The organism is Actinotalea fermentans (assembly GCF_007991475.1).
Classification (GTDB): Bacteria; Actinomycetota; Actinomycetes; order Actinomycetales; family Cellulomonadaceae; genus Actinotalea; species Actinotalea fermentans.
Window position 1 is genome coordinate 49878 of sequence record NZ_BJYK01000007.1, and the last position, 25561, is coordinate 75438.

Here is a 25561-nt window from a genome sequence, read left to right on the forward strand (position 1 = left end):
GCTGCTGTGGCGTGCTCTGGGTGCTGCTCTGACGTGCTGGCGTGCCGTGGGGTGGTGCGACGGATGCTCTCTCGGCGGGGCACCGGCTGCACCTCGGGCCCGGCCCGGGGCTTCGGCGCCGGCGGGCGGACACGGGCGAGAGCGCTCCCACGTCGTCGCCATCCTAACCGGAGTTGAGGAGTGCTGGGGAAGGACCTCGACCGGCACCCACGAGCCCCGGCCGCCCGCGCTGCGGCGCGTCGGATGCCACCGACGTAGGTCCCCTTGCCAGCAGGTCCCATCTGACTACCCTGCCCCAAAGGGCCACTCCAACGAAGGAGTAAGAATGGACACCGCAACCATCCGGAATGTGGCTCTGGTGGGCCACAGCGGCGCAGGCAAGACGACCCTCGCCGAAGCCCTCCTGCACCGGGCTGGGGTCGTCCCTCGACTGGGCCGCGTCGAAGAGGGCACGACGGTGTGCGACACCGAGCCCGAGGAGATCAAGCGCGGCATCTCCCTGTCGCCCGCCATCGCCCCGTTCCCGTGGAAGGCGCCCGACGGGCGCGAGTACACGATCAACCTCATCGACACCCCCGGCTACGCCGACTTCGCCGCGGGCGTCGACGCCGCCCTGTCCGTCGCGGACCTCGCGCTCATCGTGGTCAGCGCCGTCGACGGGGTCGAGGTCGGCACCGAGATCGTCTGGAAGCAGTGCGAGGAGCTCGGCATCCCGCGGATGGTCTTCCTGACCAAGGAGGACAAGCCGCGCGCCGACTTCCACCGCGTGCTGGAGCAGATGCGCGCCACGTTCGGCTCGGGGCTCGTGCCCCTCGAGCTGCCGATCGGCGAGGAGGAGGCCTTCCACGGCGTCGCCGACGTGCTCACCGAGGAGGGCTACGCCTACGACGGCGACGGCACCCACCACACGCAGGCGCTCAGCGGCGAGGTCGCCGACGAGGAGAAGCGGCTGCACGACGAGGTCGCCGAGGAGATCGTCTCCGGCGACGACGAGCAGCTCGAGCGCTACCTCTCGGGCGACGTGCCCTCGGTCGACGAGCTCGAGAAGGCCCTCGTGCACGAGGTGCGCGACGGCTCCGAGTTCCCCGTGCTCGTGGGCTCCGCGCTCACCGGCGTCGGCGTGGACCGCCTGGCCGACTACCTGTGCGAGCTGGCGCCGTCGCCCGCGGACCGCCCCGCCGTCGTGCGCGCCGGCACCCCCGACGGCCCGGAGACCGAGGTCGTGGCCGACCCCGCCGGCGAGCCGCTGCTGTACGTGTTCCGCACGGTCGCCGACCCGTTCGTCGGTCAGGTCTCGCTGTTCAAGGTGCTCTCGGGCACCGTGAGAAACGAGGACCGGCTGGTCAACGGCGTGACGGGCACCGAGGAGCGGATGCACGGCCTGTTCCGGATGCGCGGCAAGGAGCACACGAACGTCGAGTCGCTCGTCGCGGGCGACATCGGCGCCGTCGCGAAGCTCGCCGCCACCCCCACGGGCTCCACCCTGGCCAAGCGCGGCCAGACCGTGCACGTGCCCGCCCCCGCCAAGCGCCCGACGCCGTACGCGCTCGCCCTCAAGCCGCTCACCCAGGCCGACGACGACAAGCTGTCCTCGGCCATGCAGCGGCTGGTCGGCGAGGACCCGAGCCTGGCGATCGACCGGAACGACTGGAGCCAGACGATCCTGCGCGGCACCGGCGACACGCACATCGCCGTCGCGCTCGAGCGGCTGGCGCGGAAGTTCGGCGTCAACGTCGTGACCGAGGACGTCCGGATCGCCTACCGCGAGACCATCACGCGCACCGCCGAGGCCGAGGGCAAGCTCAAGAAGCAGTCCGGCGGCCACGGCCAGTACGCCGTCTGCCAGCTGCGGGTCAGCGCGGCCGAGCGCGGCGAGGGCTCGGCGTTCATCGACTCGATCGTCGGCGGCGCCATCCCGCGCAACTTCATCCCCGCGGTGGAGAAGGGCGTCCTGGAGCAGATGGCGCTGGGCGGCGTGCACGGGTTCCCCGTGGTCGACGTGAAGGTCGAGTGCTACGACGGCAAGTTCCACCCCGTCGACTCCTCCGAGATGGCGTTCCGCACGGCCGCGTCCATGGGCCTGAAGGAGGCCATGGCCAAGGCCGGCCCGGTCATCCTCGAGCCGGTGGCGCTCATCACCGTGCGGGTCCCGCAGGAGCTGCAGGGCGACGTCATGGGCGACGTCTCCTCGCGGCGCGGGCGGATCGCCGGCACCGACTCGCTCCCCGGCGGCATCAGCGAGATCCAGGCGATGGTGCCGGAGGCCGAGATCAGCCGCTACGTCATGGACCTGCGGTCGATGACCGGCGGTCGCGGCACGTTCGACGCGCGGTTCGACCACTATGACGTGCTGCCGAGCCACCTGGTCGAGAAGGTCGCCGCGGCGGCCAAGGAGGCCAAGGACCCCAAGGAGCACTGACCCTCCCGTCCCAGCCCTCTGGCCCGGCACCGGGCCGGCGCATCCAGCTCTGCGGAGGATTCGTCGCGGAATTCGCGATGGATCCTCCGCAGAGTGGTCGATCAACGACCGGCCGGGCGATCCGGCGGCGGGCTGCGTGCACAGGGGGCTGCGTGCACAGGGGGCTGCGTGCACAGGGGGCTGCGTGCACAGGCAGGGCGGGCCCGACGCCGGACCTCGTGCGCCGTCGCGTGGTCTGTCCCCGTGGACCCGTCCCGGCTCGACCTCGTCAAGCGGAGGGCCGACCAGCAGGACGGCGTGCTCACGGTCGCCCAGCTGCGCGCCCTCGGGGTGAGCGCGGACGCCGTCGGGCGGAGGGTGGCCCGAGGCGAGTGGCAGCGGGCGTTCACGGGCGTCGTCGTCGTGCACTCGGGCGAGGTGCCCTGGCGGACCTGGGCGCGGGCCGCCCTGCTGCGAGCCGGCGCGGGCGCACACCTCAGCCATGCCGCTGCGGGGTTCGTCCTCGGCTACGTGCTCCGCCCCCCGCGCGTCCTGGACGTCTCCGTCCCCGAGTCGCGCCGCCTCACGCCGACGCCGAGGTCCACGCTCGCCGCCGCACCCACGGTTCGACTCCACCGACGTCGGCGGCTCGACGGCGAGGTCGTGGCTCGCTTCCCCGTCACGAGCCCGGGCACGACGGCGCTGGACCTGGTCGCTGCCGCCCGGTCCGACGATGATGCGGTCGGTCTGATCTGCGCTGCCGTGCGGGCACGGACGCGGCCGGAGCTGATCCTCGACGCAGCCGCCGCGCGTCCCCACCTGACTCGGCGCGCCCTTCTCCTCGAGCTGCTCGCGGCCGTCGCCGACGGTGCTGAGTCGCCGCTGGAGCTGCGCTATCACCGGGACGTCGAAGGACGGCACGGCCTGCCACGCTCCGCGCGCCAAGGCTGGGAGCGGCTCGGCGACCGCTGGATCCGCTCCGACGTCCGGTACGACGGCCTCGGGGTCCGTGCAGAGCTCGACGGACGCCTCGCCCACCCGTCGGGACGTACGGAGGCCGACACGTGGCGGGACAACGCCGTCGTCATCGCCCGTGCGGAGCTGACGCTCCGCTACCGGTGGGCCCACGTCGCCGGGAACCCGTGCGGGACCGCGCGCCAGGTGGCCGAGGCCCTGCGATCCCGCGGATGGACGGGAACCCTCCGCCGCTGCGGCCCGACCTGCGCCGCTCTCCCCTGACGAGCCTCACCGTTCTGCGGAGGATTCGTCGCGGAAAGCGCGATGAATCCTCCGCAGACGAGCAGAAGAGCGGACGGCGGAGGCGCGGCGGCGGGGCAGTGGCGCGGAGGGCGGAGACTGGGGGCATGAGCGCTCAGCGACCGACCCGCTGGGAGGCCCGCGTCGCGGCCGACCCGAACCACTCGCACTGGTACGTCGACCGGTTCCGCCGGATGGCGGCCGACGGCGCCGACCTCGCCGGCGAGGCGCGCCTCGTCGACGCGATGGTCCCGCGCGGGGCCCGGATCCTCGACGCCGGCTGCGGCCCGGGCCGGGTGGGCGCGGAGCTGCACGCGCGCGGGCACGTCGTCGTCGGGGTGGACGTCGACCCCGTGCTCGTCGACGCGGCCCGCGCGGACCACCCCGGCCCGGACTGGCGCGTGGGCGACCTCGCCGAGCTCGACCTGCTCGCCGACGGCGTCGAGCCGTTCGACCTGGTGCTCTGCGCGGGCAACGTCATCACGTTCGTCGCCGAGGGAACCGAGGTCGACGTGCTGCGCCGGATGGGCGCGCACCTGGCGCCCGGCGGCCGCGTCGTCGTCGGCTTCGGGGCGGGACGCGGCTACCCGTTCGAGCACTTCTTCGCCGACGCGCGGGAGGCCGGCCTCGAGCTCGACGTCGCCCTGGCCACGTGGGACCTGCGGCCGTTCACGCCCCAGGCCGACTTCCTCGTCGCCGTCCTCAGCCCGCGCGCCGACGCCTGACCCGCTCGGCCCGGGCCCTGCTTGCCAGGGCGCCGCTCAGGCCCCGCGGCGCTCCGCCACCGCGCGCGAGACCTCCGGGTCGCCGAGCGCCGCCAGCCAGTCCAGCAGGTCCGGGTACGCGGCCGGGTGCCGCGCGATGTGCACCCGGGTGGCCGGGACGCGCGTCGCCAGGTCGGCCAGGGTGGCCTGCGGAGTCGCGGGGTCCTGCGCCTGCCGGACGGCGTACGCCACGGCGGCGTCCTGCTCCGCGGCACCTGCACCCGCGGCACCCACACCCGCGGCACCGGGCGACGACGGCGGCGCGGCCCACGCGGGCGGCTCGGCGACGGCCGGGTGGCCCAGGGCGCCCCGTGCGTCCTGCGACAGGTGCGCCAGCACCACCCCGGTGTAGGCGGCCGGCAGCCCGAGCGCCAGGAGCAGGTCGATCTCGGTCACCCCGCTCCACTCGCTGCCGAGCAGCAGCAGCACCGCGACCACGCCCAGCAGGAACAGCGCACCGGCCACCGCGAGCGCGACGACGGGCGACACCCGCCGCCCCTCCCGCAGGAACGTCCGGGCCTGGACCGCGGCCACGAGGTACAGCAGGGCCACGACGGTCAGGACGACCCAAAGGCCCTCCTCCTCGCTGTCGGCGATGGTCAGCAGGCTCACGAGCAGGTCCACGGCTGCCACGACGATCGCGACCGACAGCACCCGGCCCGCGGCGTCGGCCCAGCGCGCCCGCGTCACCCGCATCGCCCGACGCGCGGACGGGGCGGCCGCCGCGGCCGCGACCGCGGGCCAGAAGACGAGCCCGCCGGGCAGCGCGTGCACGGACTCGACGAGGACCCCGGGTGCGGTCCCGGCGTCCGCGACGAGGTACAGCAGGACCGGCGTGGCGGCGACCGCGGCCAGCGCGAGCCGCCACCCCTCGTCCCGCCGGAGCAGCCCGACGACGCCGAGCGCGAGCACCGCCGGCCCGAGCAGCACGGTGAGCAGGACGCGCACGAGCTCGGCGCTCGAGTAGTAGTCCGCCCCGTCGCCGAGGACGAAGACGAGCAGGCCGGCGAGCACCCAGACCGCGGCGACCCCGCCGATGACCGCCGGCACGGTGAGCCACCCGCGGTCGACCGGGTTGGCGCCGCCGAGCTCCGTGGCACGCGGCGCCATCGCGAGCACCGCGCCCGCGAGCCCAACGGCCAGGCCGGCGCCCACCCCGCCGACGAGCTCGGGCGAGTCACCCTCGAAGGCGTCGCCGACGAGGAAGCCCAGCACCATGACGAGGTAGGGCACGTTCAGCGCGAACCGCAGCAGCCCCGCCCGCCGCACGTCGAGACGCGGGCCGTACGCGCCGGCGCGCGCGAGGTAGGCCGCGAGCAGCGACACCAGCGAGATCGCCGTGATCACGACGACCTCGAGCCGCCCGAGCCCGTCGAGGCCGTAGTCCCAGGGGAGCGTCAGGCCCAGCACGAGCAGCAGCGCGGCGAGCGCGTCGCGCACGACGTCGCCGCCCGGCACCCCGGCGAACGCCCGTCGCACGGCGCCCGACGGCGTTGGCGACCCGTGCGCGTCCTCCCACCCGCCGTAGGTGGGCAGCTGGGGCCGCCATCCCTGCTGCGGGTAACCCTGCTGCGGGTAACCCTCCTGCGGGTACGACTGCTGGGCGTAACCCTGCTGGGCGTGCCCCTGCTGCGGGTAGCCCTGCTGCGGGTACCCCGCCTGGGGGGCCGTCTGGGGGTACGGCGGCTGGACGGGCAGCACGGCGGTCGGCTGCTCGGCGCCCCCAGGCTCGCCCGCAGGGCCGCCCCCAGGCGCGCCCCCAGGCTCGCCCGCCGGCTCCGCCGCCCGCTCGACGTCCGCGGGCCGGCCGCCGCCCGGTTCCACCGCTGCGCTCGTCGGCTCGGGCTGCTCGGCAGCGCCCGTCTTGTCCGCCTTGGCCATCGCGTCCTCCCGTGGGTCGCCGGCGCGTCTGCACGCCCGCACTCGTCAGGCCGTCCCGATCGTGTCACGGCGCTCTGTGACGCGCCGCGCATCGGACCCATCGTGACGTAGCGAGACGAGCCGGGCGAGGCCAGCGGCCCGGCGTAACGCCCAGGTGAACGAATCTCAGCCGAACGGCCGCTCTCGGTCACAGCACACCTTGCCGATGTCATAGGGGTCGTGACGGAGAAGGGGACTCACGGATGAGCATCACTCACCACGCCGGTGCGCCCAGCACCCTGGGCTCGGTGGAACCGGCCACGGAAGGCCACGGACGTCGCCTCGCGCCCGAGCAGCTCGCCGCGGTCGACGCCGAGCAGCGCGCCCACCTGAGCTTCGCGCAGTCCCCCGATGCCCCGGAGGGCGAGCACCTCGTCCGTCGCAGCATCGAGCTCCTCGCGCCCTACGGCTGGCACCACCTGCGCATGGTCACGTGGCAGCAGGCGACGCCCGGCACCGTCGCGCACCTCGTCGTCGGCCCGGGTGGCGTCGTCGTGGTCGACGAGCGGATCTGGACGGGCGCGGTCTCCGTGGAGGCGGGCGTGCTCCGGCACGGCGGCTACCGCTGCGAGCGCGAGGTGGACGCCCTCGGCGACGCCGTCGCGGCCCTCTCGGCCATCCTGCCGCCGCAGTACCGGACGTCCGTCTCGGGCGTGCTCTGCGTGACCCCGCGCGACATGCCCGCCCAACGCCTCGACGGCATCCACCTGGTCGGACGGCTGCACCTGGGTGGACTGCTCGCCGGCCTCGAGGAGCGCCTGTCGCCCGTCGAGGTGCAGGACGCGGCGCGGGCCCTCACCCTCGCCTTCGACGGGCCCGCGCCCGCGCCCGCACCCACCCCCGGCCCGCTGCCGGCGGTGCCGTCGCAGCGGCCGTCTCCCGAGGCCATGCACCTGCCGGCGGAGAGCCCCGCGCCCGCGGCCTACTTCGCCCGCTCCCAGGGCGCGACCGCCGACGCCGCCCCGCCCGCAGCGCCACCGACCACGCCGTGGCGCGCCGTGGCCGGCCGCGTCGCCGTCGCGGTCCTGGTCGGCGTGCTCACGTTCCAGAACAGCCAGGCGATCACCACCGCCGTGTCGGAGTGGCTGGGCGGCGACACGACGAGCGTCGTCGCCGCCGAGGGCTGAGGGGCTCGCGGCCGAGGGCACCATCGGACTCCCGAGGGACTGAACCCCGGGTAGGACCCCCGGGTCGGCGTACCTGCGCAGTCACGCCGACCCGGGGGTCATTGGCCCGAGCGCGCACGGGCGCCGGGCCTACCCTGCCCTCATGGCTCGCTACGTCGACGTCCACCCGAAGGACCCGCAGCCGCGCGCGATCGATCAGACGGTGGCCCTGCTGCGCGACGGCGCCCTGATCGCCTACCCGACCGACTCGTGCTACGCGCTCGGCGCGGCCATGGACAGCCATGACGCGGCCGACCGGATCCGCCGCATCCGCCACCTCGGGGACCGCCACCACTTCACGCTCGTCTGCGCGGACTTCGCGCAGATCGGCCAGTACGTGATCCTCGACAACGTCGCCTTCCGCGCGATCAAGGCGGCGACGCCGGGCCCGTACACGTTCATCCTCCCGGCGACGAAGGACGTGCCGCGCCGCCTCGCCCACGCGCACAAGCGCACGGTCGGCGTGCGGATCGTCGACCACCCCGTGGCCGCGGCCCTGGTGCGGGCGCTCGGTGAGCCGCTGCTCTCCAGCACCCTCCTGCTGCCCGGGCACGACGAGCCGATGACGGACGGCTGGCAGATCAAGGAGGAGCTCGACCACCAGGTCGACGTCGTCCTCGACGGCGGCGAGACGGGCACGCAGCCGACGACCGTCGTCGACTGGTCGGAGGGCTACCCCGAGGTGGTCCGCGAGGGCGCCGGGGATCCGAGCCGCTTCGCCTGACGCCGGTCAGTCCCCGCCCGGGACCGCCGGCGCGAGGCAGGCGAGCTCGCCGTCGCCCAGGCGGGTGAAGACGTTCGCCGACGCCGGGCAGTCGTTCACGCGGGTCACGACGTCGACGGCCACGTACTGGTGCGGCTGCGAGCAGGCCACGACCTGGACGGCCGGCCCCTCGTCGGTGAAGCAGTCACCGACGCCGACGTCGACGGGCCCGTAGGCGGCCCGCAGCGAGGTGACCACCACCAGGACGGCGACCAGCACCCCACCCCCCACGAGCGCCCAGCCGAGCACGCCGACGTGGCCGGTCCCCGCCCGCACCGCCCTGGCGTAGGACCAGACGGCCCGTCCGACGAACAGGCCGCCGGCGACGAAGCCCCAGGTCCAGACCCTGCCGAGGCCCGTCGAGAGGGTCAGCTGGAGCACCGCCCCAGCGACGACCAGCAGGCCGAGCCCGAGGACCAGAGAGATGACGGCGTTCTGCCGGTGGTCGTCGCCGTCCGCCCACGCCCGGTTCGGGGCCGAACCCACCCAGGCCTCGGGCCGGGACGACGTGCCGACGGGGTACCCGGCGGCCGCGGCGCTGGCCGCCACGGGCCCCTCGGGCTGCGCGGAGCCCCCGGCCCAGGGCGCCCACGCGGCGACGGCCGCGGGGACGGTGGTGAACCGGTCGGCCGCCAGCGGGTGGGCCAGCGGGGCCAGGCCGGGGTACGCGGCCGGCGCAGCAGGGGCGGCAGGTCGGTGCGCGGCCGCCGGGCCGGCGAGGGGCGCGGCGTCGGCGGCGAGCACCTCCGGGGGCGGCGGCGGCCCGAGGATCGGCTCCTGCGGGAGCCAGACGGCCGACGGCGCGGTCGGCGCCCCGGCACCCGTCGTCGCACGGTCGTCCCACGCGGTGGCCACGGTCAGATTCTGCCGTGCACACGCTCCCATCGGGCGAGGATCCGCGTTCGCCCTCGGAACGCACACGTCGCTCCGGCGGCCGGGACGATCATGGCCTGGACGGTTGGAGGACCGATGATCGAGCTCCCCGAGGCGGCCGCGCTCGCCGCGCAGGCCGGGACGCTGCTGGCCGGGCGGACGGTCGTCGCCGCCGAGGCGCAGCACACGCCGCACACGTTCACGTGGTACTTCGGCGACCCCGCGGCGTACGGCGCGCTGCTCGGCGGTCGCACCGTCCAGGGGGCCCGGGCGTGGGCCGGTCACCTCGAGCTCGTGCTGGACGACGACGTCCTGCTGGTCCTGTCGGAGGGCGCCGCCCCGCGACTGCTCCCCGCGGGTGCCCGCCTGCCGGACCGGCACCAGCTCCGCCTGGACATCGACGACGGGTCGACGCTGGTGGTCACGGTCGCGATGTACGGCGGCATCCAGGCGTTCCACGACGGCGAGAACGACAACCGCTACTACCTGCTGGCCCGCGAGGCGCCGTCCCCGCTGGCCGAGGGCTTCGACGCCGGGGCGCTCCTGGCCGCCGAGGGCGCCGAGCGGCTGTCGGCGAAGGCGCTGCTCGCGACCGAGCAGCGCGTGCCCGGGCTGGGCAACGGCGTCCTGCAGGACGTCCTGTGGACCGCCGGCGTGCACCCGCGCCGCAAGGTCGCGGACCTGGACGACGACGCCCGTCGGGCCCTCGTCGCGGCCGTGCCCGCGGTGCTGCGCGCGATGGCGGCCGGGGGCGGCCGGGACACCGAGCGGGACCTCCTGGGCCGCCCGGGCGGGTACGCCACGGTGCTGAGCCGCAAGACCCTGGAGCTGCCGTGCCGCCGGTGCGGCGGACCGGTCGTGAAGGAGCAGTACCTCGGCGGCGCGGTCTACCTCTGCCCCGCCTGCCAGCCGCTCGGCTGACCGGCCGGCAGGGCATCGCGCGTCTCACTAGCCGAGACAAGCGCGCCAGCATGCGGGCGGGCCCGCCCCGAAGGTCCCACAATGCCAGGGCCGGTTCAGGCAATGATCCGGTCAAGCGGTGTGCCGCATCGGTCCGACGGCGGGCACTGCGGCGCGTCGGCCAACCCGGACGAGCCATCCCGGCTCGAGCAAGGAGCCTGCCGTGTCGCGACGCCTGGCCAGCGTGACCCTGCCGGACGACGTCCGCGCCGTCCTCGACGGCGCCCGCAGCCTCGTCATCCCGTCCTCGCGCGCCGAGCTGTACCAGATCGCGCTCGGGCCGAAGGGTGGCCCGACCTTCTCCGTCGACTACACCGTCGACGGGCAGCCCTTCACCGAGGCCACCGTGGTGCGCTGCAAGAACGGCATCGCGGTGAACTACCCCGAGGACTACATGCGCCGCCGGGACCCGGACTGCATGCGCATCGGCGACGACCTGCCCACGGACAAGCCGCGCTTCCGCGACGTCTACGGCAAGGAGTTCGGCCCCACCCGGACGCAGACGCTCGACTGGCTCGCGGGCCAGGACCTCGTCGTCGTGCCGTTCAAGGCGGGCGGCCTGCAGTACGGCGACCCGTCGCTGGCGATCGTGCCGGCCAACGCGTCGTTCTTCACGCTCGCGCTCGTGGACCTGCAGGGCTGGACGACGTTCGAGGAGATCGGGCCGTTCGAGCCGCGATCCATCCTGTACGTCGCGCCGCCGTTCCGGCACACGCACTTCGAGGGCCGCCAGGTCGTCGTGCACAACCGGACCCGCAGCCTGCACGAGGTCTTCGCCTACAACCTGTACCCGGGCCCGTCCGCGAAGAAGGGCGTGTTCTCGGTGCTGCTCGACATCGGCGAGCAGGAGGGCTGGCTCACGGCGCACGCCTCGAGCGTGCGCGTGACCACGCCGTACGAGAACGAGACCGTCGTCATGCACGAGGGCGCCTCGGGCGGCGGCAAGTCGGAGATGTGCCAGGAGATCCGGCGCCGCGACGACGGCCGCATCCTCCTGGGCACGAACGTGGTGACCGACGAGCCGTACGTCATCACGCTCTCGGAGACGAGCCGCCTCGAGCCCGTCACCGACGACATGACCTCCTGCCACCGGTCGCTGCAGAACAGCGGCGGCAAGCTCGTCATCACCGACGCCGAGGACGGCTGGTTCGTCCGCGTGGACAACCTCACGTCCTACGGCGACGACGTGACGCTCGAGAAGGTCTTCATCCACCCGGCCGAGCCGCTGGTGTTCTTCAACATCGAGGGCATCCCGGACGCGACGTGCCTGCCGTGGGAGCACATCCTCGACAAGAACGGCAAGCCGTGCCCCAACCCGCGCGTCGTCGTGCCGAGGCGGCTCATCGGCGACGTCGTGAACGAGCCGGAGGAGGTGGACGTCCGGACGTTCGGCGTCCGCATGCCGGCCTGCACGCGCCTGGCGCCGAGCTACGGGATCATGGGCATGATGCACATCGTGCCGCCGGCGCTCGCCTGGCTGTGGCGGCTGGTGGCCCCGCGCGGTGACAAGAACCCGTCGATCGGCGAGAGCGCCTCGGCGGAGCGGACCCTCGCGCACGGCGGTCTGGTCTCGGAGGGCGTGGGCTCGTTCTGGCCGTTCTCGACCGGCACCAAGGTCGGCGGCGCGAACCTGCTGCTGCGGCAGATCGTGGACAACCCGCGCACGCGGTACGTCCTCACGCCGAACCAGCACGTGGGCGCCTACCGCGTGGGCTTCGCGGCGCAGTGGCTGACGCGCGAGTACCTCGCCCGGCGCGGCGCGGGCCGCATCCGGCCGGAGCACCTGGTGCCGTCGCGGTGCCCGCTGTTCGGGTACACGCTCAAGGAGGTCAAGATCGACGGCCAGCTCATCCGGCCGACCTTCCTGCGCCCCGACCAGCAGTCCCAGGTGGGCGTGGAGGCCTACGACGAGGGCGCGCGCCTGCTCACGGACTTCTTCAAGGCCGAGCTGGCGCAGTACCTCACCGACGAGCTCGACCCGCTGGGCCGCCAGATCATCGAGGTGGCCCTGCGCGACGGCACGATCGACGACTACGTCGCCCTGACCCCGCTGGCGGTCTGACGACGCACGACGGCGGCCCTCACCTGCTCCGGTGAGGGCCGCCGTCGGCCGTTCCCGCCCGGCTCAGCCGGCGATCCCGCCAGGCTCAGGCGGCGGTGCAGGTCGCCGAGAGCGAGCCCGGCGTGCCGCTGCCCAGGAAGCCCGCCGACGTGCTCGCGCCCGCGGCCAGTGAGCCGTTCCAGGCCGCGTTGGTGATGGTGGCGCCCGACGCCGTCCCGTTCCACGCCTGCGTGATCGAGGCGCCGGTCACGGTCGTGCTCCAGCCGCTGATCGCCGCGGCGCCCGCCGTGACGCGGACCTCCGCCTGGTAGCCCCCGGGCCAGGAGTTCGTCACCGTGACGGCGGCGGTGCAGGTGCCGTCACCCGGCTCGGGATCGGGGTCCGGATCGGGATCCGGGTCCGGGTCGGGATCCGGGTCGGGACCCGGGTCCGTGCCGTCGCCGATCACGATGTCGCTGCACAGGTAGTACGGCTGGTCCAGGTGGCTGGCCTGCCAGATCGTGAAGAGCACCGCCCGGCCCTCGTAGCCGGTCAGGTCGACGTCGGTGACGTACGGGCTGCTGGGCGGGTAGGACCCGGTCTGCTCGACGAGGTCGACGTCGTCCCAGCCGAGGCGCTCGGTGAGCGGGTCGAAGCCCGGCTTGGACACGTAGATGCGCAGGTAGTCGGCGCCGTGGTTGGCGCCGTCGGTCAGCGTGAGGGTGAACTGGTGCGGCACGGGCTTCGCGGTCCACGGACCGGGGGTGTCCATCGCCGCGTAGCGGCCGTCCTGGGTGAGCCCGCCGCTGCAGAGCTGGCCGTCCGGGATGACCTCCTCGTGCCGCCCGCCGACGTTCTCGCGGTAGAGGCCGTTCCAGTTCCACATGGCGTTCGGGTCGGCCTGGAACGCCTCCCAGCACATCGGGTCGAGCTCGGCCATCTCCGGGTTGAGGTGGTCGTCGCCCCACCGCTCGAGACAGCCGTAGTTGCGCGTCGGCGGGTCCGTGACGGACCCGTGCGCCGTCGCCGGGACGCCCAGTCCGACGGCGGCGAGCACGGTGGCCGCGCCGACCGATGCCGCGAGCGCCCACCGGGCGCGTGTTCGTGCAGTCATGCCTCCCCCTTGCGTGTCGGTCACCGGCGCGTCGTCGCCGCCGGCGCGCGTTCACGGTCACACGCCCGGGCCGGGGGGTCGCCCCGTCGAACCGTTTAAGACGATCACGGCCGGTGGAATGTCGAACGGCAGTCCGCGCAACGACAAGGGGCACCCACCTCGCGGTGGGTGCCCCTCTGCTCGCCGGCCCCTGGGAGCGCCGACGAGGCCGTGTCCCGGTCGCCGACCCGGCATGCTGGGCCGGCGACCGGGGTGCCGTGCTCAGCCGGCCGTGCAGTCCAGCGAGCCCGCGGCGGGCGGCGTGCCCACGCCGACGAAGCCGAAGCTCGTCGACGCGCCGGCGCCGAGGGTCCCGTTCCACGCGGCGTTGGTCACCGTGACCGAGCCCGTGGTGCCGACGTTCACGCCGCTCCACAGGTTGTTGATCGCGCTGCCCGACGGCAGCGTGAGGGTGGTCGACCACCCGGTGATCGCCTCGGACGCCGTGATGGTGACGTTGGCCTGGTAGCCGCCCGGCCACGCGTTCGGCACGGTGAGGGCGGCCTCGCAGGCGCCGCCCGGGTCCGTGCCGCCGCCCGCAGTCCGGAACGTCACCGACGCCGACGGCACCGAGACGTTGCCGGCCGCGTCACGGGCCACGACGCGCACCGTGTACGAGGTGTCGGCCGTGAGCCCCGTCAGGGTGGCGCTCGTCGTGGTCGACGTCGCGAGCGGCGTCCCCGTGCTGGTCTGCACCGTGTAGCCGGTCACGCCGACGTTGTCCGTCGCCGCAGGCCAGCTGATCGTCGCCGAGGTCGCGGTGACCACGGACGCCGACGGCGTACCCGGGGCGCTCGGCGCCTGCGTGTCGCCGCCCTGCCCGGCCGACGTCGTGAACGTCGCGGCGGGCGAGGCCGAGGAGACGTTGCCCGCGGCGTCGCGCGCCACGACCGTGACGCTGTACGCCGTCGACGGGGTCAGCCCCGTCAGGGCGACAGTGGTGCCCGTGGCGGTCGCGATGGCCGCGCCGGACGCGTCGCGCACGGTGTAGCCCGTGACGGCGACGTTGTCGGACGAGGCCGCCCAGGTCAGGGTCGCGCCCGTGGCGGTGATCGCGGAGACCGTGGGCCGGCCGGGCGTCGTCGGCGCCTGGGTGTCCACGGGCGGCGGGGTGGTGCCGCCGCCGATCGGCGGGTAGGCGTTCGCGACGAGCGTGCGGAACTGGGCCTCGAACCACTTGCCGGAGACCGGGGCGTCCGGGGTGGCACCCGTCATCGCGCCGCCCAGCTTGGAGGCGCTGTAGGTCGGGTCGCACATGCGGTCGAAGCCCTTGCCCTCGTCGTTCGGGATCTCGGTCGACGAGCCGTCCGACTCACCCGGAGGCTTCACCCAGACGTAGGCGTCCAGGTGCGGGTGCGCCGCCGGCGACGCCGTCGGCCGCTCGCCGATGCCGGCGCCCAGCGGGTTGCACCACGCACCGCGGTGGGTACGGCGATCGACCCGCGACTCGTTCACGTAGGTGTTGAGGTTGGTCGACGTGGAGACGGCCGTCGGACGGTCCTCGCCACCCCAGCCGTTGCGGCTGGTGTCGACGATCATGCCGACCGTGGACGGGAAGCCGGCGGCGACGAGGCGCTGCTTGAACGCGGCCGTGAAGTCGGCCTCGTCGAAGTACGAGTTCCACTCGTAGTACGACGACGAGCGCACCGGGTTGCCACCGACGTTGAGCGTCGGGTCGGGCAGGAACGGCTCCTCGAGCGGGGTCGAGTTCGCCGTGTTGGTGACGAAGCCGTCGATCGACGCGAAGCCCGCCCTGGTGCCGCGCGCCACACTCGCGAACTCCTGCACGGCCGGGCCGAGGTTGGAGTCCCAGCCGAGCCAGCCGGAGTGCGCCGCGTCCACGTAGGTGTAGACGTTCGGGATCGCGTGCAGCTCGTCGAGCGCGTAGGTGATGCCGTCGCGGTAGAAGGGCGCCGCCGTCGCGCACTTCTGGTCGCTCATGTTCGTCACCATGTTCGGCAGCGAGTCGGGCTCGATGACCGCGGTGAACCGGATGCCCTCGTACTGCGGCTCGGCGAGCATCTCCGCGATCGGGTCGATGTACTCGCTCTTGTAGCGCGCCAGCCCGGCGGCGGTCGCCGGCAGCTCACCGTTGGAGGCGAGCGCGTAGCAGTCCCGTCCCGGCAGGTCGTAGATGACCAGGCCGAACACGATGGGCGTGCTGCCCTGCTGCTGCTCGAGCGCCGCGTCCAGGTGGGCCCGCAGGCCGGGGCCGTCGGCGTTGCCCGCGATCGCGCTGATCCGGTCCATCCACACGAACGTGGGCTCGTCGGCGACCGCCATCATCTTCTCGCCGAGCTCGCCACCGGCGCGCGACGCGGCGCCCTCGACGCTCGCGGCCCAGCTCTCGTTCACGTACCACGTGGCGCCCACGAACGGGTTGTCCACGTGTGCCGGCGCGGCTGTTGCGGCTGGCGCCGCCAGGGCCACGCCCACGCCGACGGCGAGGGTCGTGGCGAGGAGGGCAGCGCTGCTGCGCCGCCTTGTCGTCGTTGACACACCTACCTCCTGGATCGTCCAGCGCACCGGTCGCCCGGCGCGAGCCGCCCGCGGTCCCGCGGCGGCCGCTGCGAGCATCACACCCGCGGCGAACGAGGTCAGGCGCCCTAAACCTTTAGGTCCCCAGCAAAGTGGGATCGCTCCCGCCAGCCGGGCGCGGGGCGTACCCGGCCGCGCGTCGGCTGCGGCTCAGGACGCGCGGGCGACGTGCGGGCAGGTGCTCCCCCGGAGCACGAGCCCGCTCACCGGGACGACGTACCGGTGCTCCGGCGACCCCTCGAGGACGTCGAGCACCGCGCGACCGACGGCGGCGCCCAGCTGGGCGAGCGACAGCGGCACGACGGTGACGGGCGGCGACGCCAGTCGGCACAGGGCGGAGTCGCCGAGCGCGACGACCGACAGGTCCCACGGGACCCGGACCCCCAGCCGGCGCGCGACCTCGAGCCCGGCGAGGGCGGCTGCGGCGCCGTCGTACACGACGGCCGACGGCGGCCGCTCGCCCTGCAGGAGCGCGTGCGTCGCCGCCGCTGCACCCTCCGGGGTGGCGTCCGTCTCCCGGCACGCGAGCCGCACGCCGAGGGCGTCCGCCGCGCGACTCAGCGCGTCCGCCCGCGCGCGCGGCGCGCGCAGGTGCAGCGGGCCGGCGACCGCGGCGACCTCGCGGTGGCCCGAGCCGGCGACGCCCGACAAGGCCGCCACCGCCACCTGGTCCTCGTCGAACCAGACGGCCGGCGGCGCATCGGGCCCCGGGCACGGCCCGAGGAGCACGGCCGGTGCCCGCACGCGGGCGGTGGCGGCGACGCGCGGGCCGTCCGCGAGCAGGTCGGGCAGCACGACGAGGTCGAACCGCCGCTCGGCCCACCACTGCCGGTACGTCTGCGCGACGTCCTCGCCGGCGTCGACCAGCTGGACCACCAGGCTGTAGCCCTGCCCGGCCAGCACGCCGCGCGCCGCCTCCACGAGGTCGAGGAACCCGGCGTCGCGCGCGAGGGTGCCCGGCCGGTCCATCACCACCAGGGCGACGGTGCGCGGGCCGCCGCGCACCGACCGCGCCGCCACGTCGGGACGCCAGCCAAACTCCTCCGCGACCCGCAGCACCCGCTCGCGCGTGGCGGCCGAGACCCCCGGCCGCCCGTTGAGCGCGTAGGAGACCACGGCGGTGGAGACACCCGCGGCCCGGGCCACGTCGGTGATCGTCGGCCGGTGCGTACGCACGCCGGAAAGGGTCATCATCGCCCCCTGCTGAGGTCCGGCAGCTACGCGCCGGCCCGTCCCCGCGACCGCCCCGCCGCAGAGGGCCGTCAGTCTCGTCCCCGAATCGCAGAACGTCAACAGGAGCGCGAGATGCTATGTTTTCGTTGCGCGCCCGAAACAATTCCGAGGCACTTCGGTGCATTTTCTGAATTCACTTCCCGACGCCATCGCGGTCCGTCCACCCCGGCACCCGAGCCCGCTGACCAGCAACGACGGCCGCGCGCGTACCATTCCCGGGCCGCCGGCCGCATTCCTTTCCCATGATTGCCGGACGGCGGTGGCGTGGCTACGCTGACCGGGGCCGGCGTGGGGCAGCCGGCACTCCGTGATGGGGGCAGACAATGGGGACGGCTCGGTCAGGGGCCGGAAGCGGAGGCGTCGGTCGCACGATCGGCGTCGTCTCGCCGCTCGTCGGCGGCTTCTACTTCGGCGCGATCATCGCGGGGGTGACCCGGGCGGCGGCGCGCGCCGGGATGCGGGTGGTCGCGGTGCAGACCTTCCCCACCCGGCTGGCGCGCGAGCGCCACCAGCCGCGCCCCGTCCCGGCCGAGCCCGGCGCGCTCGCGGTGATGGACGCCGTCGTCGTGATCACCGACGCGCTGGCGCCCGAGCGGCTGCACGACCTGCTCGCCGAGTCGCGGCCCGTCGTCCTCGTCGGCACCGACGACCCCGGCCTCGACGTGCCCGTGCTGCGACCCGACAACCACGGCGGCGCCCGCGCGGCCGTCGACCACCTCGTCGCCCACGGGCACCGGCGCATCGGCTTCGTCGGGGACCTCGAGCAGCGCGACATCCGCGAGCGCCACGAGGGATGGCTGGCCGCGCTCACCGCGCACGGCATCACGCCGGAGGACGACTGGTTCCACCCCGCACCGGGCAACACGGTGCCGGCCGGCTCGGACGCCGCCGAGGCCGCCGTGCGCGCCGGCTCACCGACGACGGCGGTGCTGGCCGCGACCGACCTCGCCGCGATCGGGTTCCTGCGCGGCCTCCAGCGGGCCGGGACGGTGCTGCCGCGAGACCTGGCGGTCGTCGGCTTCGACCACACCGAGGGCGGCGCGCGCGTCACCCCGCGCCTGACGACCGTCGACCCGCACCACGACCGCGTGGGCGAGCTCGCCGTGGCGCACGTGCTCGCGCAGCTGCGCGGCGAGCCGGCGCCGACGCGCCACGTGCCCGCCACGCTCGTCGCCCTCGAGTCCTGCGGCTGCGCCCGGGCCGACACCACGGGGGACGTCCCCGCGGACGAGCCGGGCACGCCCGCGGCGGAGGACCTGCGCCGGGTAGCCGCGAGCGCGTTCGCCGGCCCGGTGACGTCCCGGCGGGTCCGGGGCACGCAGACGCTCGACACGGCGTGGGCCGAGACCGTGCTGGCCGTCCTGGACTCCGCGGCCGAGCGGGGGACGCCGCCGTCGTCGGCGACGCTGCGGCGCCTGCGCGACCTCACCGCGGCGATGGAGCCCTACCCCGAGACGCTCGAGCAGTGCGTCGTGGCCGTCCGCGGGCTCGAAGAGGAGGTCGCGGCGCTGCTCCCGGCCGGCCCGCGGGCGGTGGCGCACCGACGCGCGGTCACGGACGTGCTCCTCGCGCTCGCGCAGGGCTGTCAGCGCCCGCCCGCCGCGCGCGAGGCCGCGATGGAGCGCACGATCGCCGAGCAGTACGAGGTCGACGTCGACCTCGCGACCGCGCGCGGCAACGTCCGGTGCCTCACCTGGCTGCCGGGCAGCGGGCGCACGAACGCCTGCCTCGGCCTGTGGACCGGGCGCCCGACGCCGTCGGGCAGCCGGGAGATCGAGGTCGCCGGCGCGGTCGCCCGGTCGGGCACGCTCGCGCGCAGCGTCGGGCGGCGGATGGCCGCGGCCCAGTTCCCGCCCACCCCACTGCTGCGCGCGGAGCCGGTCGACGGGGCGACGCTCGTCTTCGTGGTGCCCGTGTCGTCCGGCGAGCGCGACTGGGGCCTGCTCGCCGTGACCGGGCGGCTCGACCCGCGGATGCTGCACTCGCGGGAGCGGCACCAGCACTGGGGCGCGCTCCTCGCGCTCGCGCTCGACGAGGAGGAGCGGCTCGCGGACCTGCAGGGCCGGCTCGGTGAGCTCGAGCAGGCGGCGGCCGAGAACCTCGCCCTCACGGCGGAGCGGGACGCCGCGGACGAGCGCCACCGGCTGTGGCTGACGGCGCTGCGGCACGCGGTGTGGGACTGGGACGTGACGCGCGGCGTCGTGCACTGGTCCCCGCGGTGCGCGGAGCTGTTCGGCATCGCACCGGACGAGCTCACGGACTCGCCCAACGAGTGGCTGGACCGGGCCCACCCGGAGGACCGCATCGCCCTGTCCGCCCTGCTGGCGGCCCAGCTCGGCGGCGCGAACGAGCCGATGCGCCTCGAGCACCGGGTGCGCCAGCCGTCCGGCGCGTACCGCTGGCTGCTGTGCGAGGCGGTCACCGTGATGGACGGCGCCGGCGTGCCGGCCCGGCTGCTCGGCGCCCTGGTCGACGTCACGGAGCGCAAGGAGTCCGAGCTCGCGATGGTGTCCGGCGTCCTGCGGGAGGCGGGCACGGGGCTGCCGAACCGCGCGTCGGTGCTCGACCGGCTCGGCACGATGCTCGGCCGGGCGCACCGCGGTCAGGCGGACGCGGCGATCGCCGTCCTGCACGCAATCTCAGGGGTGCCGGGGCGCCGGGACACCGACGCCGCGGCCGGGGGCCCCACGGCGACCGACGCCGCTCCGGCCCTGGCCGAGCGGCTCGAGGCCGGCTCCGGGCAGGGCGACGTCGTCGGGCACTTGGACGCGCGGACCGTGGTGTGCGCGCTGGTCGACCACCCGGACGCGTCGGGCGCCGCGCGCCTCGCCGCCGCCCTCGACGAGCTGCCCGGCCAGCAGCGGCGGCTGTTCGCCGTCGGCGTCGTGCCGAGCGTGCTGCCCTTCGACGACCCCGCGGACGCGGTCCGGGCGGCGGAGGCCGTGGCGGCGCGCGAGGCGCCCGGTCTGGCGCGCTGAGCCGACCCGGTGACGCGCGTCGCCCGCCCGGCCCCGGGGGGTCGGACGGGCGACGGGAGGACGCAGGTCAGCGGGCCGCGCAGCTCACCTGCGTGATGTTCGCCGGCGCGGCGCCGGTGCCCACGAAACCGAACGACGTCGAGCCGCCGGCGGCGACCGTGCCGTTGTAGGGCGCGTTCACCACGGTGAACGACCCGCCGGAGGACGAGACGGTGCCGTTCCACAGGGTGCCGATGCCGCCCTGGTCGAACCGGAACGACGTCGTCCAGCCGCTCAGCGCCGAGCTGCCCGCCGTGACGGTGCCCTCGCCCTGGAAGCCGCCGGGCCACGTGTTCGTCACGCGCACCGCGAGGGTGCAGTCACCGGTCGGGTCGGGCGTGGGGTCCGTCGTCGGCTCGGTCGTGGGCTCGGTGGTGGGCTCGGTCGTCGGGTCCGGCGTCGGGTCGATGTCGCCGAGCGCGGTCGCGATGGCCGCGTAGGCCGGCTTGCGCTGGTAGCTCTCGTCCCAGACGAGCGCCGCCCCCTGGCCGGGGAAGGTTCCGGGCACCCACGAGTACTTGTCGCTGATGCCCCAGATGGTCACGCCCTGGCAGCGGTCGACGGCCTGGCAGATGTCGAAGACGCGCTCGTAGTCGCGCGCCTGCTGCTGCAGGCCCGACGACGTGGCGGGCGTGCTCATCCGGATGTCCAGCTCGGTGATGCGGACGTCGACGCCGAGGTCGGCGAACCGCTGGAGGTTCTGCTGCATGTCGCCGGGCACCTGGCCGACGATGAGGTGCGCCTGGAAGCCAACGCAGTCGATCGGGACGCCGCGGGCCTTGAAGTCCTTGACGAGGTTGTAGATCGCGGTGCTCTTCGCGTTGATGCCGTCGGTCGAGTAGTCGTTGATGCACAGCTTCGCGCCGGGGTCGGCGGCGCGGGCGGCCCGGAAGGCCTCCTCGATGTAGGAGTCGCCGATGCGCTGCTGGAAGACCGACTGGCGCCGCGAGCCGTTGTCCTCGAACGCCTCGTTGACGACGTCCCACGCCTCGACCTGACCGGCGTACCGCGCGGCGACGGTGGAGACGTGGTTGCGCATGGCGGACAGCAGCTGCGAGCCGCCCAGGTTCGACGCCCAGCCGGGAAGCTGGTTGTGCCAGACGAGCGTGTGCCCGTACAGCCCCTTGCCCGACGTGCGCGCGTAGCTCGCCACCGCGTCCGCGGCCGACCACGAGAACTGGCCCTGGTTCGGCTCGGTCGCGTCCCACTTCATCGCGTTCTCGGCGACGACGAAGTTGAACTCGGTGTCCGCGATCTGCCGGTACTGCGACTCGCCCAGCCGGTTCGGGTCGACCGCGAAGCCGATGTCGAAGCCCTGCGCGTCGGCCAGCTGCTTGAGCGAGTCCGCCGCGGTGGCGGACGGCGCCAGCAGGACGGCCGCCATCCCCGCCACGGCCGCTGCCGCGACCGCCAGCCGTGCGCGGGGCGTCCCGGGCACCGCCCCCCTCGTTGTCCTCATCTGCCGCACCCCTTCGTGATCGACGGCGCCGCGGCACGTGCCACGGCATCGAGCACCGGTCAGTGTTCTGCCGCCGTCGGGCGCGCAGCAGCGGGCGAACCGTTTAGGCGTCCGGACGCGCAGGACCGGGGGCTCGCGAGGCGAACCCCCGGTCCGTGGGTGCAGCGGTGACGGTGCGCGGGACCCGCGAGCGGCGCGGGCCCCCGACGCCGCTCAGTCGGCGATGTGGGCGACCACCCGGCCCGTGACCTCGTGGGCGCGGAGCTTGTCGAGGTACGCCGGGATGTCGTCGAAGCCGACGACGGTCACGGTCGGCTCGATCTCGCCCGACGCGAGGAGCTCGTAGACGTCCGCGATGTCCTGCGGCGTGCCGCCGTTGGAGCCGAGCACGCGGACCTCACCCAGGATCATGTCCATCGTGTGCAGGGTGAACTCGAGCTTGCCCATGCCGACCAGCACCACCGTGCCGCCGCGGCGGACGGCCTTCGCGGCGTTCGTCGTCGTCTCGCCGAAGCCCGCGTAGTCGACGATCAGGTCGAAGCCCTGGCCGGCCCACTCGGCGGCGTCGGCCACGACGTCGGCCACGCCGATCTCCCGCACGCGGTCCCACAGGTCGCGGTTGACCTCGGCGACGTGGACCTCGGCGCCCTTGACGACGCCGACGCGCGCGCCGACCTGGCCCAGCCCGCCGAAGCCGATGACGCCGACCTTCCAGCCGGGCTGCAGGCCGCCGATGGTCATGATCGCGTGGTAGGAGGTCATGCCCGCGTCGGTGCCGAGGGCCGCGAGCTCGTAGGAGAGGCCGTCCGGCATCTTCACGAGGTCGCCGGGCAGGCAGACGTGCTTCTCGGTGAAGCCGCCGTCGCGGCCGTACCCCGGGTTGGTGGGGCTGGCGCCCGTCGGGCAGACGCCGACCCGGTCGCCGACGGCCACCTCCGTCACCCCCTCGCCCACCGCGCTGACGACGCCGGCGATCTCGTGCCCCATGACGATGGGGCGGTTCGGGATGATCGCCAGCCAGTCCTCCTTGTCGAGGACACCGACGTCGGAGTGACAGAGGCCGGCGGCCTTGATGTCCAGCACGACCTCACCCGGGCCGGGTGTCGGCTCCGGGATCTCCGCGCGCTCGAGGGGCTTGTGCGTGTAGTGGAAGTGCCAGGCCTTCATGCGTCGCCCTCCAGGACCCTCCGCGGTCGCCCCGGGCGTCGTTGCCCGCGGCGAGCGCCGTCGTCGGGCGTCAGAGCGGAGCCGGCCACGTCGCCACGTCCAGGTTCGGGGAAAAGGCCGCGGGCGCGTTTGGGACCTTCGTCCTAGGTGTTTGTCCGGCCTGTCGGGGTGGCCCCAAATGCCCCCGGGGGTATGCCGGCAGAACGTCCGTCGCCGCCTCCCGGGACCGACACGTCCAGCTTCACCGCGACGTCGCCGACCACCCCGGGCCGAGGCCTCCTCGCCGTCCTCCCGAACATCCACCGCCGCTCTTGGTACGGGTGTGCGCCGTGGGTCTCCTGGGGTGTCACACCAGCCCCGCTGGTCACATGCGTCACAGGAGCGGCGGTGGGTGTTCGGGAGGGAGCCCACGGTGGGGCCCGGCGCGGGGGCGCGACGCAGGGCCGACGCACGGCCGACGCACGGCCGATGCGGGGCCGACGCACGGCCGACGACACAGGGCCGACGACACAGGGCCGGCACGCGCGGGCGTTGCACTCCGGGGTTGGGGGTGCCTATTCTGAACGCACGTTCATATGAACACCCGTTCACTACAGGAGGACCATCGTGACCGACATCGCCCTCGACGGCCTGACCAAGCGCTTCGGCGCGGTCACGGCCGTCGACGACGTCTCGCTCCAGATCCGGCCGGGGGCTGTCACCGCCTTCCTCGGCCCGAACGGCGCGGGCAAGACCACCACCATGCGCGCGATCCTCGGGCTCGTCGCGCCCACCGCCGGCCGCGCGCTCATCGGCGGCCGGCCCTACGCCGCCCTCCCCCGGCCACGCCGCGAGGTCGGCGCGCTCCTCGGGCCCGACGGCGCCCACCCCGGCCGTACCGGGCGCGACCACCTGCGCGTCATCGCGTCGGCGGCCGGCCTCGACCGCGCGCGCGTCGACGCGGTGCTCGACCTCGTCGAGCTGACCGACGCCGCGGACCGTCGCGTCGGCGGCTACTCCCTCGGCATGCGGCAGCGGCTCGGGCTCGCCGCCGCCCTCCTCGGCGACCCGGCCGTGCTCATCGCCGACGAGCCCGCGAACGGCCTGGACCCCGAGGGCATCGCGTGGCTGCGCCGCTTCCTGCGGCAGGCCGCCGACGACGGCCGCACCGTCCTCGTCTCGAGCCACCTGCTCGCGGAGGTGGCGCGCACCGCCGACCGCATCGTCATCGTCAGCGAGGGCCGCCTGCGGTTCGACGGCGGCCTCGCCGAGCTCGCCGGCCCCGCCGGACCGGGCGATGCCGACGCGCTCGAGGCCGCGTTCCTGCGCCTGACGGTCGCCGGTGCCGGCACGGCGGGGGTGGCGGCATGAGCGCGCACGCGGCCGTGGCCGCCGTCGTCGCCGGCGTGGCCGCCTCCCGCGCGGGCGGCGGGGAGCGCGGACGACGCCCGCTGGGCAGGCTGGTCGCCGCCGAGCTGCGCAAGCTCGCGAGCACGCGCGCGCCGCGCTGGGTGGCGGCGTCCGCCGTCGGGATGACGGTGCTGGCCCTGAGCGGGGCGGTCGCGTCCGGCGGGATCCCCGAGGACCGGCTGCGGACGCTCGACGGGCTCCGCCAGGTGCTCGGGCACGGCGGCCTCGCGGCGATCCTCGCCCTGGTGCTGGGCGTGCTGGCGACGGCCAGCGAGCACCGGCACGGGACGGTCGTCGACACGCTGCTGTCCGAGCCCCGCCGGGGCCGCGTGCTCGGCGCGAAGGCCGTGACGCTGGCCGCCGTCGGCACGGCGCTCGGCGTCGTCGTGGCGGTGGCCGCGTGGCTCGGCACCACCGCCTGGTACGCCGGCACGGACATCGACCTGCCCGCGACCCTCGGCGACGCCACGGTGCTGCGCACGCTCGCGGGCATCGTCGCCTGGAACGCGCTCTACGCGGTGCTCGGCGTCGCGCTCGGCACGATCATCCGCACCCCGGCCGGCGCGATCGTCACCGCGATCCTGTGGCTGTACGTGCTGGAGACGGCCGTGGCGGGCCTGCTGCCCGACGTCGCGAAGTGGCTCCCCGCGATGGCCGCCCTCGCGCTCGGCAACGCGCCCGACGGCGACCTGCTCGGCCAGGGCGCGGCGGGCCTGGTGCTCGTGGGCTGGACGGTGATCGGCGTCGCCGGCGCGTACATCGCCTCGACGCGGCGGGACGTCACCTGACGGCCCGCGCGGCCCGGCCGACCTGGGAGGATCGGGCCGTGAGCCCGCGACGCGCGAAGGTCCTGAGCGAGGAGTCCTCGCCCGGGGCCCTGCGCCGGCACCTCGTCGCCGTGACGCAGCGCCTGGTGGCCGCGCACGGCGTCGGGCTCACGGCCCGCCAGATCGCGCACGAGGCGCAGGTGGCCGACGGCGCGCTCTACAACCACTTCGCGAACAAGAACGACCTGGTCGTGACCGCGCTGGTGGAGTCCGCCGCGGCGGCGTCGGAGGAGTACGTCGCTGCGCTGCCCGAGCCCGGTGCGGCCACCCTCGCGGGCAACCTGCGCACCCTCGCCGCGGCGTCGGTGCGGCTCCAGCTGGCCCTGACCCCGCTGTTCACCGGCCTGCTCGGGGACGCGCCTCTGCTGCACGAGTTCTTCGCGCGCGTGCACGGCGAGCGCGGGCCGCAGCAGACGTTCTCCGCGACCGTCGCGTACCTGCGCGCGGAGCAGGACCTCGGCCGCGCGTCGCGCGAGGCGGACGCCGGCGCCGTCGCCGGGCTCCTGTTCGGCGGGAGCCTGCTGCACGCGCTCGTCGGGCACCTCGGGGCGGTGAGCCAAGCGCCCGTCGGGCCCGGTGCCGAGCCGGACCTCGACGCGACCGTGGCGGTGCTCCTGCGGGCCCTGCGGCCGTAGC

General features: G+C 74.9%; 18 protein-coding genes. 11 read left to right on the forward strand and 7 right to left on the reverse strand.

The annotated features are described in order from the left end of the window. Positions 1–325 precede the first annotated feature (325 nt). The 3 genes from AFE02nite_RS11035 (at position 326) to AFE02nite_RS11045 (ending at position 4380) form a co-directional block, all read left to right on the forward strand. The gene (locus AFE02nite_RS11035; protein WP_052113613.1) at positions 326–2419 is read left to right on the forward strand and encodes an elongation factor G; all 2094 of its coding nucleotides are present in this window, start codon (positions 326–328) and stop codon (positions 2417–2419) included. A 243-nt stretch (positions 2420–2662) separates the two neighbouring features. Next, positions 2663–3637, forward strand: coding sequence for a type IV toxin-antitoxin system AbiEi family antitoxin domain-containing protein (locus tag AFE02nite_RS11040; RefSeq protein WP_052113614.1), 975 nt, complete (start codon positions 2663–2665; stop codon positions 3635–3637). A gap of 125 nt (positions 3638–3762) precedes the next feature. Beyond that, positions 3763–4380, forward strand: a complete 618-nt coding sequence (locus tag AFE02nite_RS11045; RefSeq protein ID WP_034245410.1) for a class I SAM-dependent methyltransferase — start codon at positions 3763–3765, stop codon at positions 4378–4380. 36 nt (positions 4381–4416) lie between these two features. On the opposite strand, the gene AFE02nite_RS17620 is transcribed toward AFE02nite_RS11045, so the two are convergent. Beyond that, the gene (locus tag AFE02nite_RS17620) at positions 4417–6300 is read right to left on the reverse strand and encodes a DUF7937 domain-containing protein (RefSeq protein WP_222594390.1); all 1884 of its coding nucleotides are present in this window, start codon (positions 6298–6300) and stop codon (positions 4417–4419) included. Positions 6301–6542: 242 nt separating this feature from the next. On the opposite strand from AFE02nite_RS17620, the gene AFE02nite_RS11055 reads away from it, so the two are divergent. Further along, positions 6543–7466, forward strand: a complete 924-nt coding sequence (locus AFE02nite_RS11055; protein ID WP_146819636.1) for a hypothetical protein — start codon at positions 6543–6545, stop codon at positions 7464–7466. Positions 7467–7608: 142 nt separating this feature from the next. Next, entirely contained in the window at positions 7609–8229 is a 621-nt protein-coding gene (locus tag AFE02nite_RS11060) for an L-threonylcarbamoyladenylate synthase (protein WP_034249949.1), read from the forward strand. Between the two features lie 6 nt (positions 8230–8235). Here AFE02nite_RS11060 and AFE02nite_RS11065 read toward each other — a convergent pair whose 3' ends face one another. Next, positions 8236–9123: a hypothetical protein gene (locus AFE02nite_RS11065; RefSeq protein WP_146819637.1), complete on the reverse strand. Its 888-nt coding sequence runs from the start codon at positions 9121–9123 to the stop codon at positions 8236–8238. Positions 9124–9237: 114 nt separating this feature from the next. Between AFE02nite_RS11065 and AFE02nite_RS11070 the strand changes: the two genes are divergently transcribed. After that, positions 9238–10062: an endonuclease VIII gene (locus tag AFE02nite_RS11070; RefSeq protein ID WP_034247838.1), complete on the forward strand. Its 825-nt coding sequence runs from the start codon at positions 9238–9240 to the stop codon at positions 10060–10062. A 202-nt stretch (positions 10063–10264) separates the two neighbouring features. After that, positions 10265–12163, forward strand: coding sequence for a DUF4914 family protein (locus AFE02nite_RS11075; RefSeq protein ID WP_052113915.1), 1899 nt, complete (start codon positions 10265–10267; stop codon positions 12161–12163). An 85-nt stretch (positions 12164–12248) separates the two neighbouring features. On the opposite strand, the gene AFE02nite_RS11080 is transcribed toward AFE02nite_RS11075, so the two are convergent. From AFE02nite_RS11080 to AFE02nite_RS11090, 3 genes are all read right to left on the reverse strand, one after another. Continuing rightward, complete coding sequence (locus AFE02nite_RS11080) at positions 12249–13256, reverse strand: lytic polysaccharide monooxygenase auxiliary activity family 9 protein (RefSeq protein WP_034247837.1); 1008 nt, start codon at positions 13254–13256, stop codon at positions 12249–12251. Positions 13257–13517: 261 nt separating this feature from the next. After that, on the reverse strand, positions 13518–15794 hold the full coding sequence (locus tag AFE02nite_RS11085; protein WP_261765583.1) for a glycoside hydrolase family 6 protein: 2277 nt from the start codon (positions 15792–15794) through the stop codon (positions 13518–13520). A 189-nt stretch (positions 15795–15983) separates the two neighbouring features. Beyond that, on the reverse strand, positions 15984–17027 hold the full coding sequence (locus tag AFE02nite_RS11090) for a LacI family DNA-binding transcriptional regulator (protein ID WP_261765584.1): 1044 nt from the start codon (positions 17025–17027) through the stop codon (positions 15984–15986). 362 nt (positions 17028–17389) lie between these two features. On the opposite strand from AFE02nite_RS11090, the gene AFE02nite_RS11095 reads away from it, so the two are divergent. Next, positions 17390–20044: a substrate-binding domain-containing protein gene (locus AFE02nite_RS11095; protein ID WP_146819639.1), complete on the forward strand. Its 2655-nt coding sequence runs from the start codon at positions 17390–17392 to the stop codon at positions 20042–20044. A gap of 67 nt (positions 20045–20111) precedes the next feature. On the opposite strand, the gene AFE02nite_RS11100 is transcribed toward AFE02nite_RS11095, so the two are convergent. Both AFE02nite_RS11100 and AFE02nite_RS11105 read right to left on the reverse strand, forming a co-directional pair. Continuing rightward, a complete protein-coding gene (locus AFE02nite_RS11100) occupies positions 20112–21521 on the reverse strand; it encodes an endo-1,4-beta-xylanase (RefSeq protein ID WP_307726048.1) in 1410 nt (469 codons plus the stop codon). Positions 21522–21755: 234 nt separating this feature from the next. Beyond that, positions 21756–22709 carry a zinc-binding dehydrogenase gene (locus AFE02nite_RS11105; protein ID WP_034249068.1) on the reverse strand — a complete coding sequence of 318 codons (954 nt, stop codon included), beginning with the start codon at positions 22707–22709 and terminating at the stop codon, positions 21756–21758. 606 nt (positions 22710–23315) lie between these two features. Here AFE02nite_RS11105 and AFE02nite_RS11110 point away from each other — a divergent pair. Genes AFE02nite_RS11110 through AFE02nite_RS11115 form a run of 3 tightly spaced genes read left to right on the forward strand, consistent with a single transcriptional unit; the run spans position 23316 to position 25560 of the window. After that, complete coding sequence (locus tag AFE02nite_RS11110; RefSeq protein ID WP_146819640.1) at positions 23316–24059, forward strand: ABC transporter ATP-binding protein; 744 nt, start codon at positions 23316–23318, stop codon at positions 24057–24059. Then, on the forward strand, positions 24056–24886 hold the full coding sequence (locus AFE02nite_RS17435; protein WP_186814541.1) for a hypothetical protein: 831 nt from the start codon (positions 24056–24058) through the stop codon (positions 24884–24886). Before AFE02nite_RS11110 ends, AFE02nite_RS17435 begins: the two co-directional genes overlap by 4 nt. A gap of 38 nt (positions 24887–24924) precedes the next feature. Beyond that, on the forward strand, positions 24925–25560 hold the full coding sequence (locus tag AFE02nite_RS11115) for a TetR/AcrR family transcriptional regulator (RefSeq protein WP_186814542.1): 636 nt from the start codon (positions 24925–24927) through the stop codon (positions 25558–25560). Position 25561 lies beyond the last annotated feature (1 nt).

Excerpts from the sequence above, each read along its gene's own strand:
- AFE02nite_RS11035 (WP_052113613.1), top strand. The coding sequence starts at position 326 with ATGGACACCGCAACCATCCGGAATGTGGCTCTGGTGGGCCACAGCGGC.
- AFE02nite_RS11045 (WP_034245410.1), top strand. The coding sequence starts at position 3,763 with ATGAGCGCTCAGCGACCGACCCGCTGGGAGGCCCGCGTCGCGGCCGAC.
- AFE02nite_RS17620 (WP_222594390.1), bottom strand. The coding sequence starts at position 6,300 with ATGGCCAAGGCGGACAAGACGGGCGCTGCCGAGCAGCCCGAGCCGACG.
- AFE02nite_RS11055 (WP_146819636.1), top strand. The coding sequence starts at position 6,543 with ATGAGCATCACTCACCACGCCGGTGCGCCCAGCACCCTGGGCTCGGTG.
- AFE02nite_RS11060 (WP_034249949.1), top strand. The coding sequence starts at position 7,609 with ATGGCTCGCTACGTCGACGTCCACCCGAAGGACCCGCAGCCGCGCGCG.
- AFE02nite_RS11070 (WP_034247838.1), top strand. The coding sequence starts at position 9,238 with ATGATCGAGCTCCCCGAGGCGGCCGCGCTCGCCGCGCAGGCCGGGACG.
- AFE02nite_RS11080 (WP_034247837.1), bottom strand. The coding sequence starts at position 13,256 with ATGACTGCACGAACACGCGCCCGGTGGGCGCTCGCGGCATCGGTCGGC.
- AFE02nite_RS11090 (WP_261765584.1), bottom strand. The coding sequence starts at position 17,027 with ATGATGACCCTTTCCGGCGTGCGTACGCACCGGCCGACGATCACCGAC.
- AFE02nite_RS11095 (WP_146819639.1), top strand. The coding sequence starts at position 17,390 with ATGGGGACGGCTCGGTCAGGGGCCGGAAGCGGAGGCGTCGGTCGCACG.
- AFE02nite_RS11105 (WP_034249068.1), bottom strand. The coding sequence starts at position 22,709 with ATGAAGGCCTGGCACTTCCACTACACGCACAAGCCCCTCGAGCGCGCG.
- AFE02nite_RS17435 (WP_186814541.1), top strand. The coding sequence starts at position 24,056 with ATGAGCGCGCACGCGGCCGTGGCCGCCGTCGTCGCCGGCGTGGCCGCC.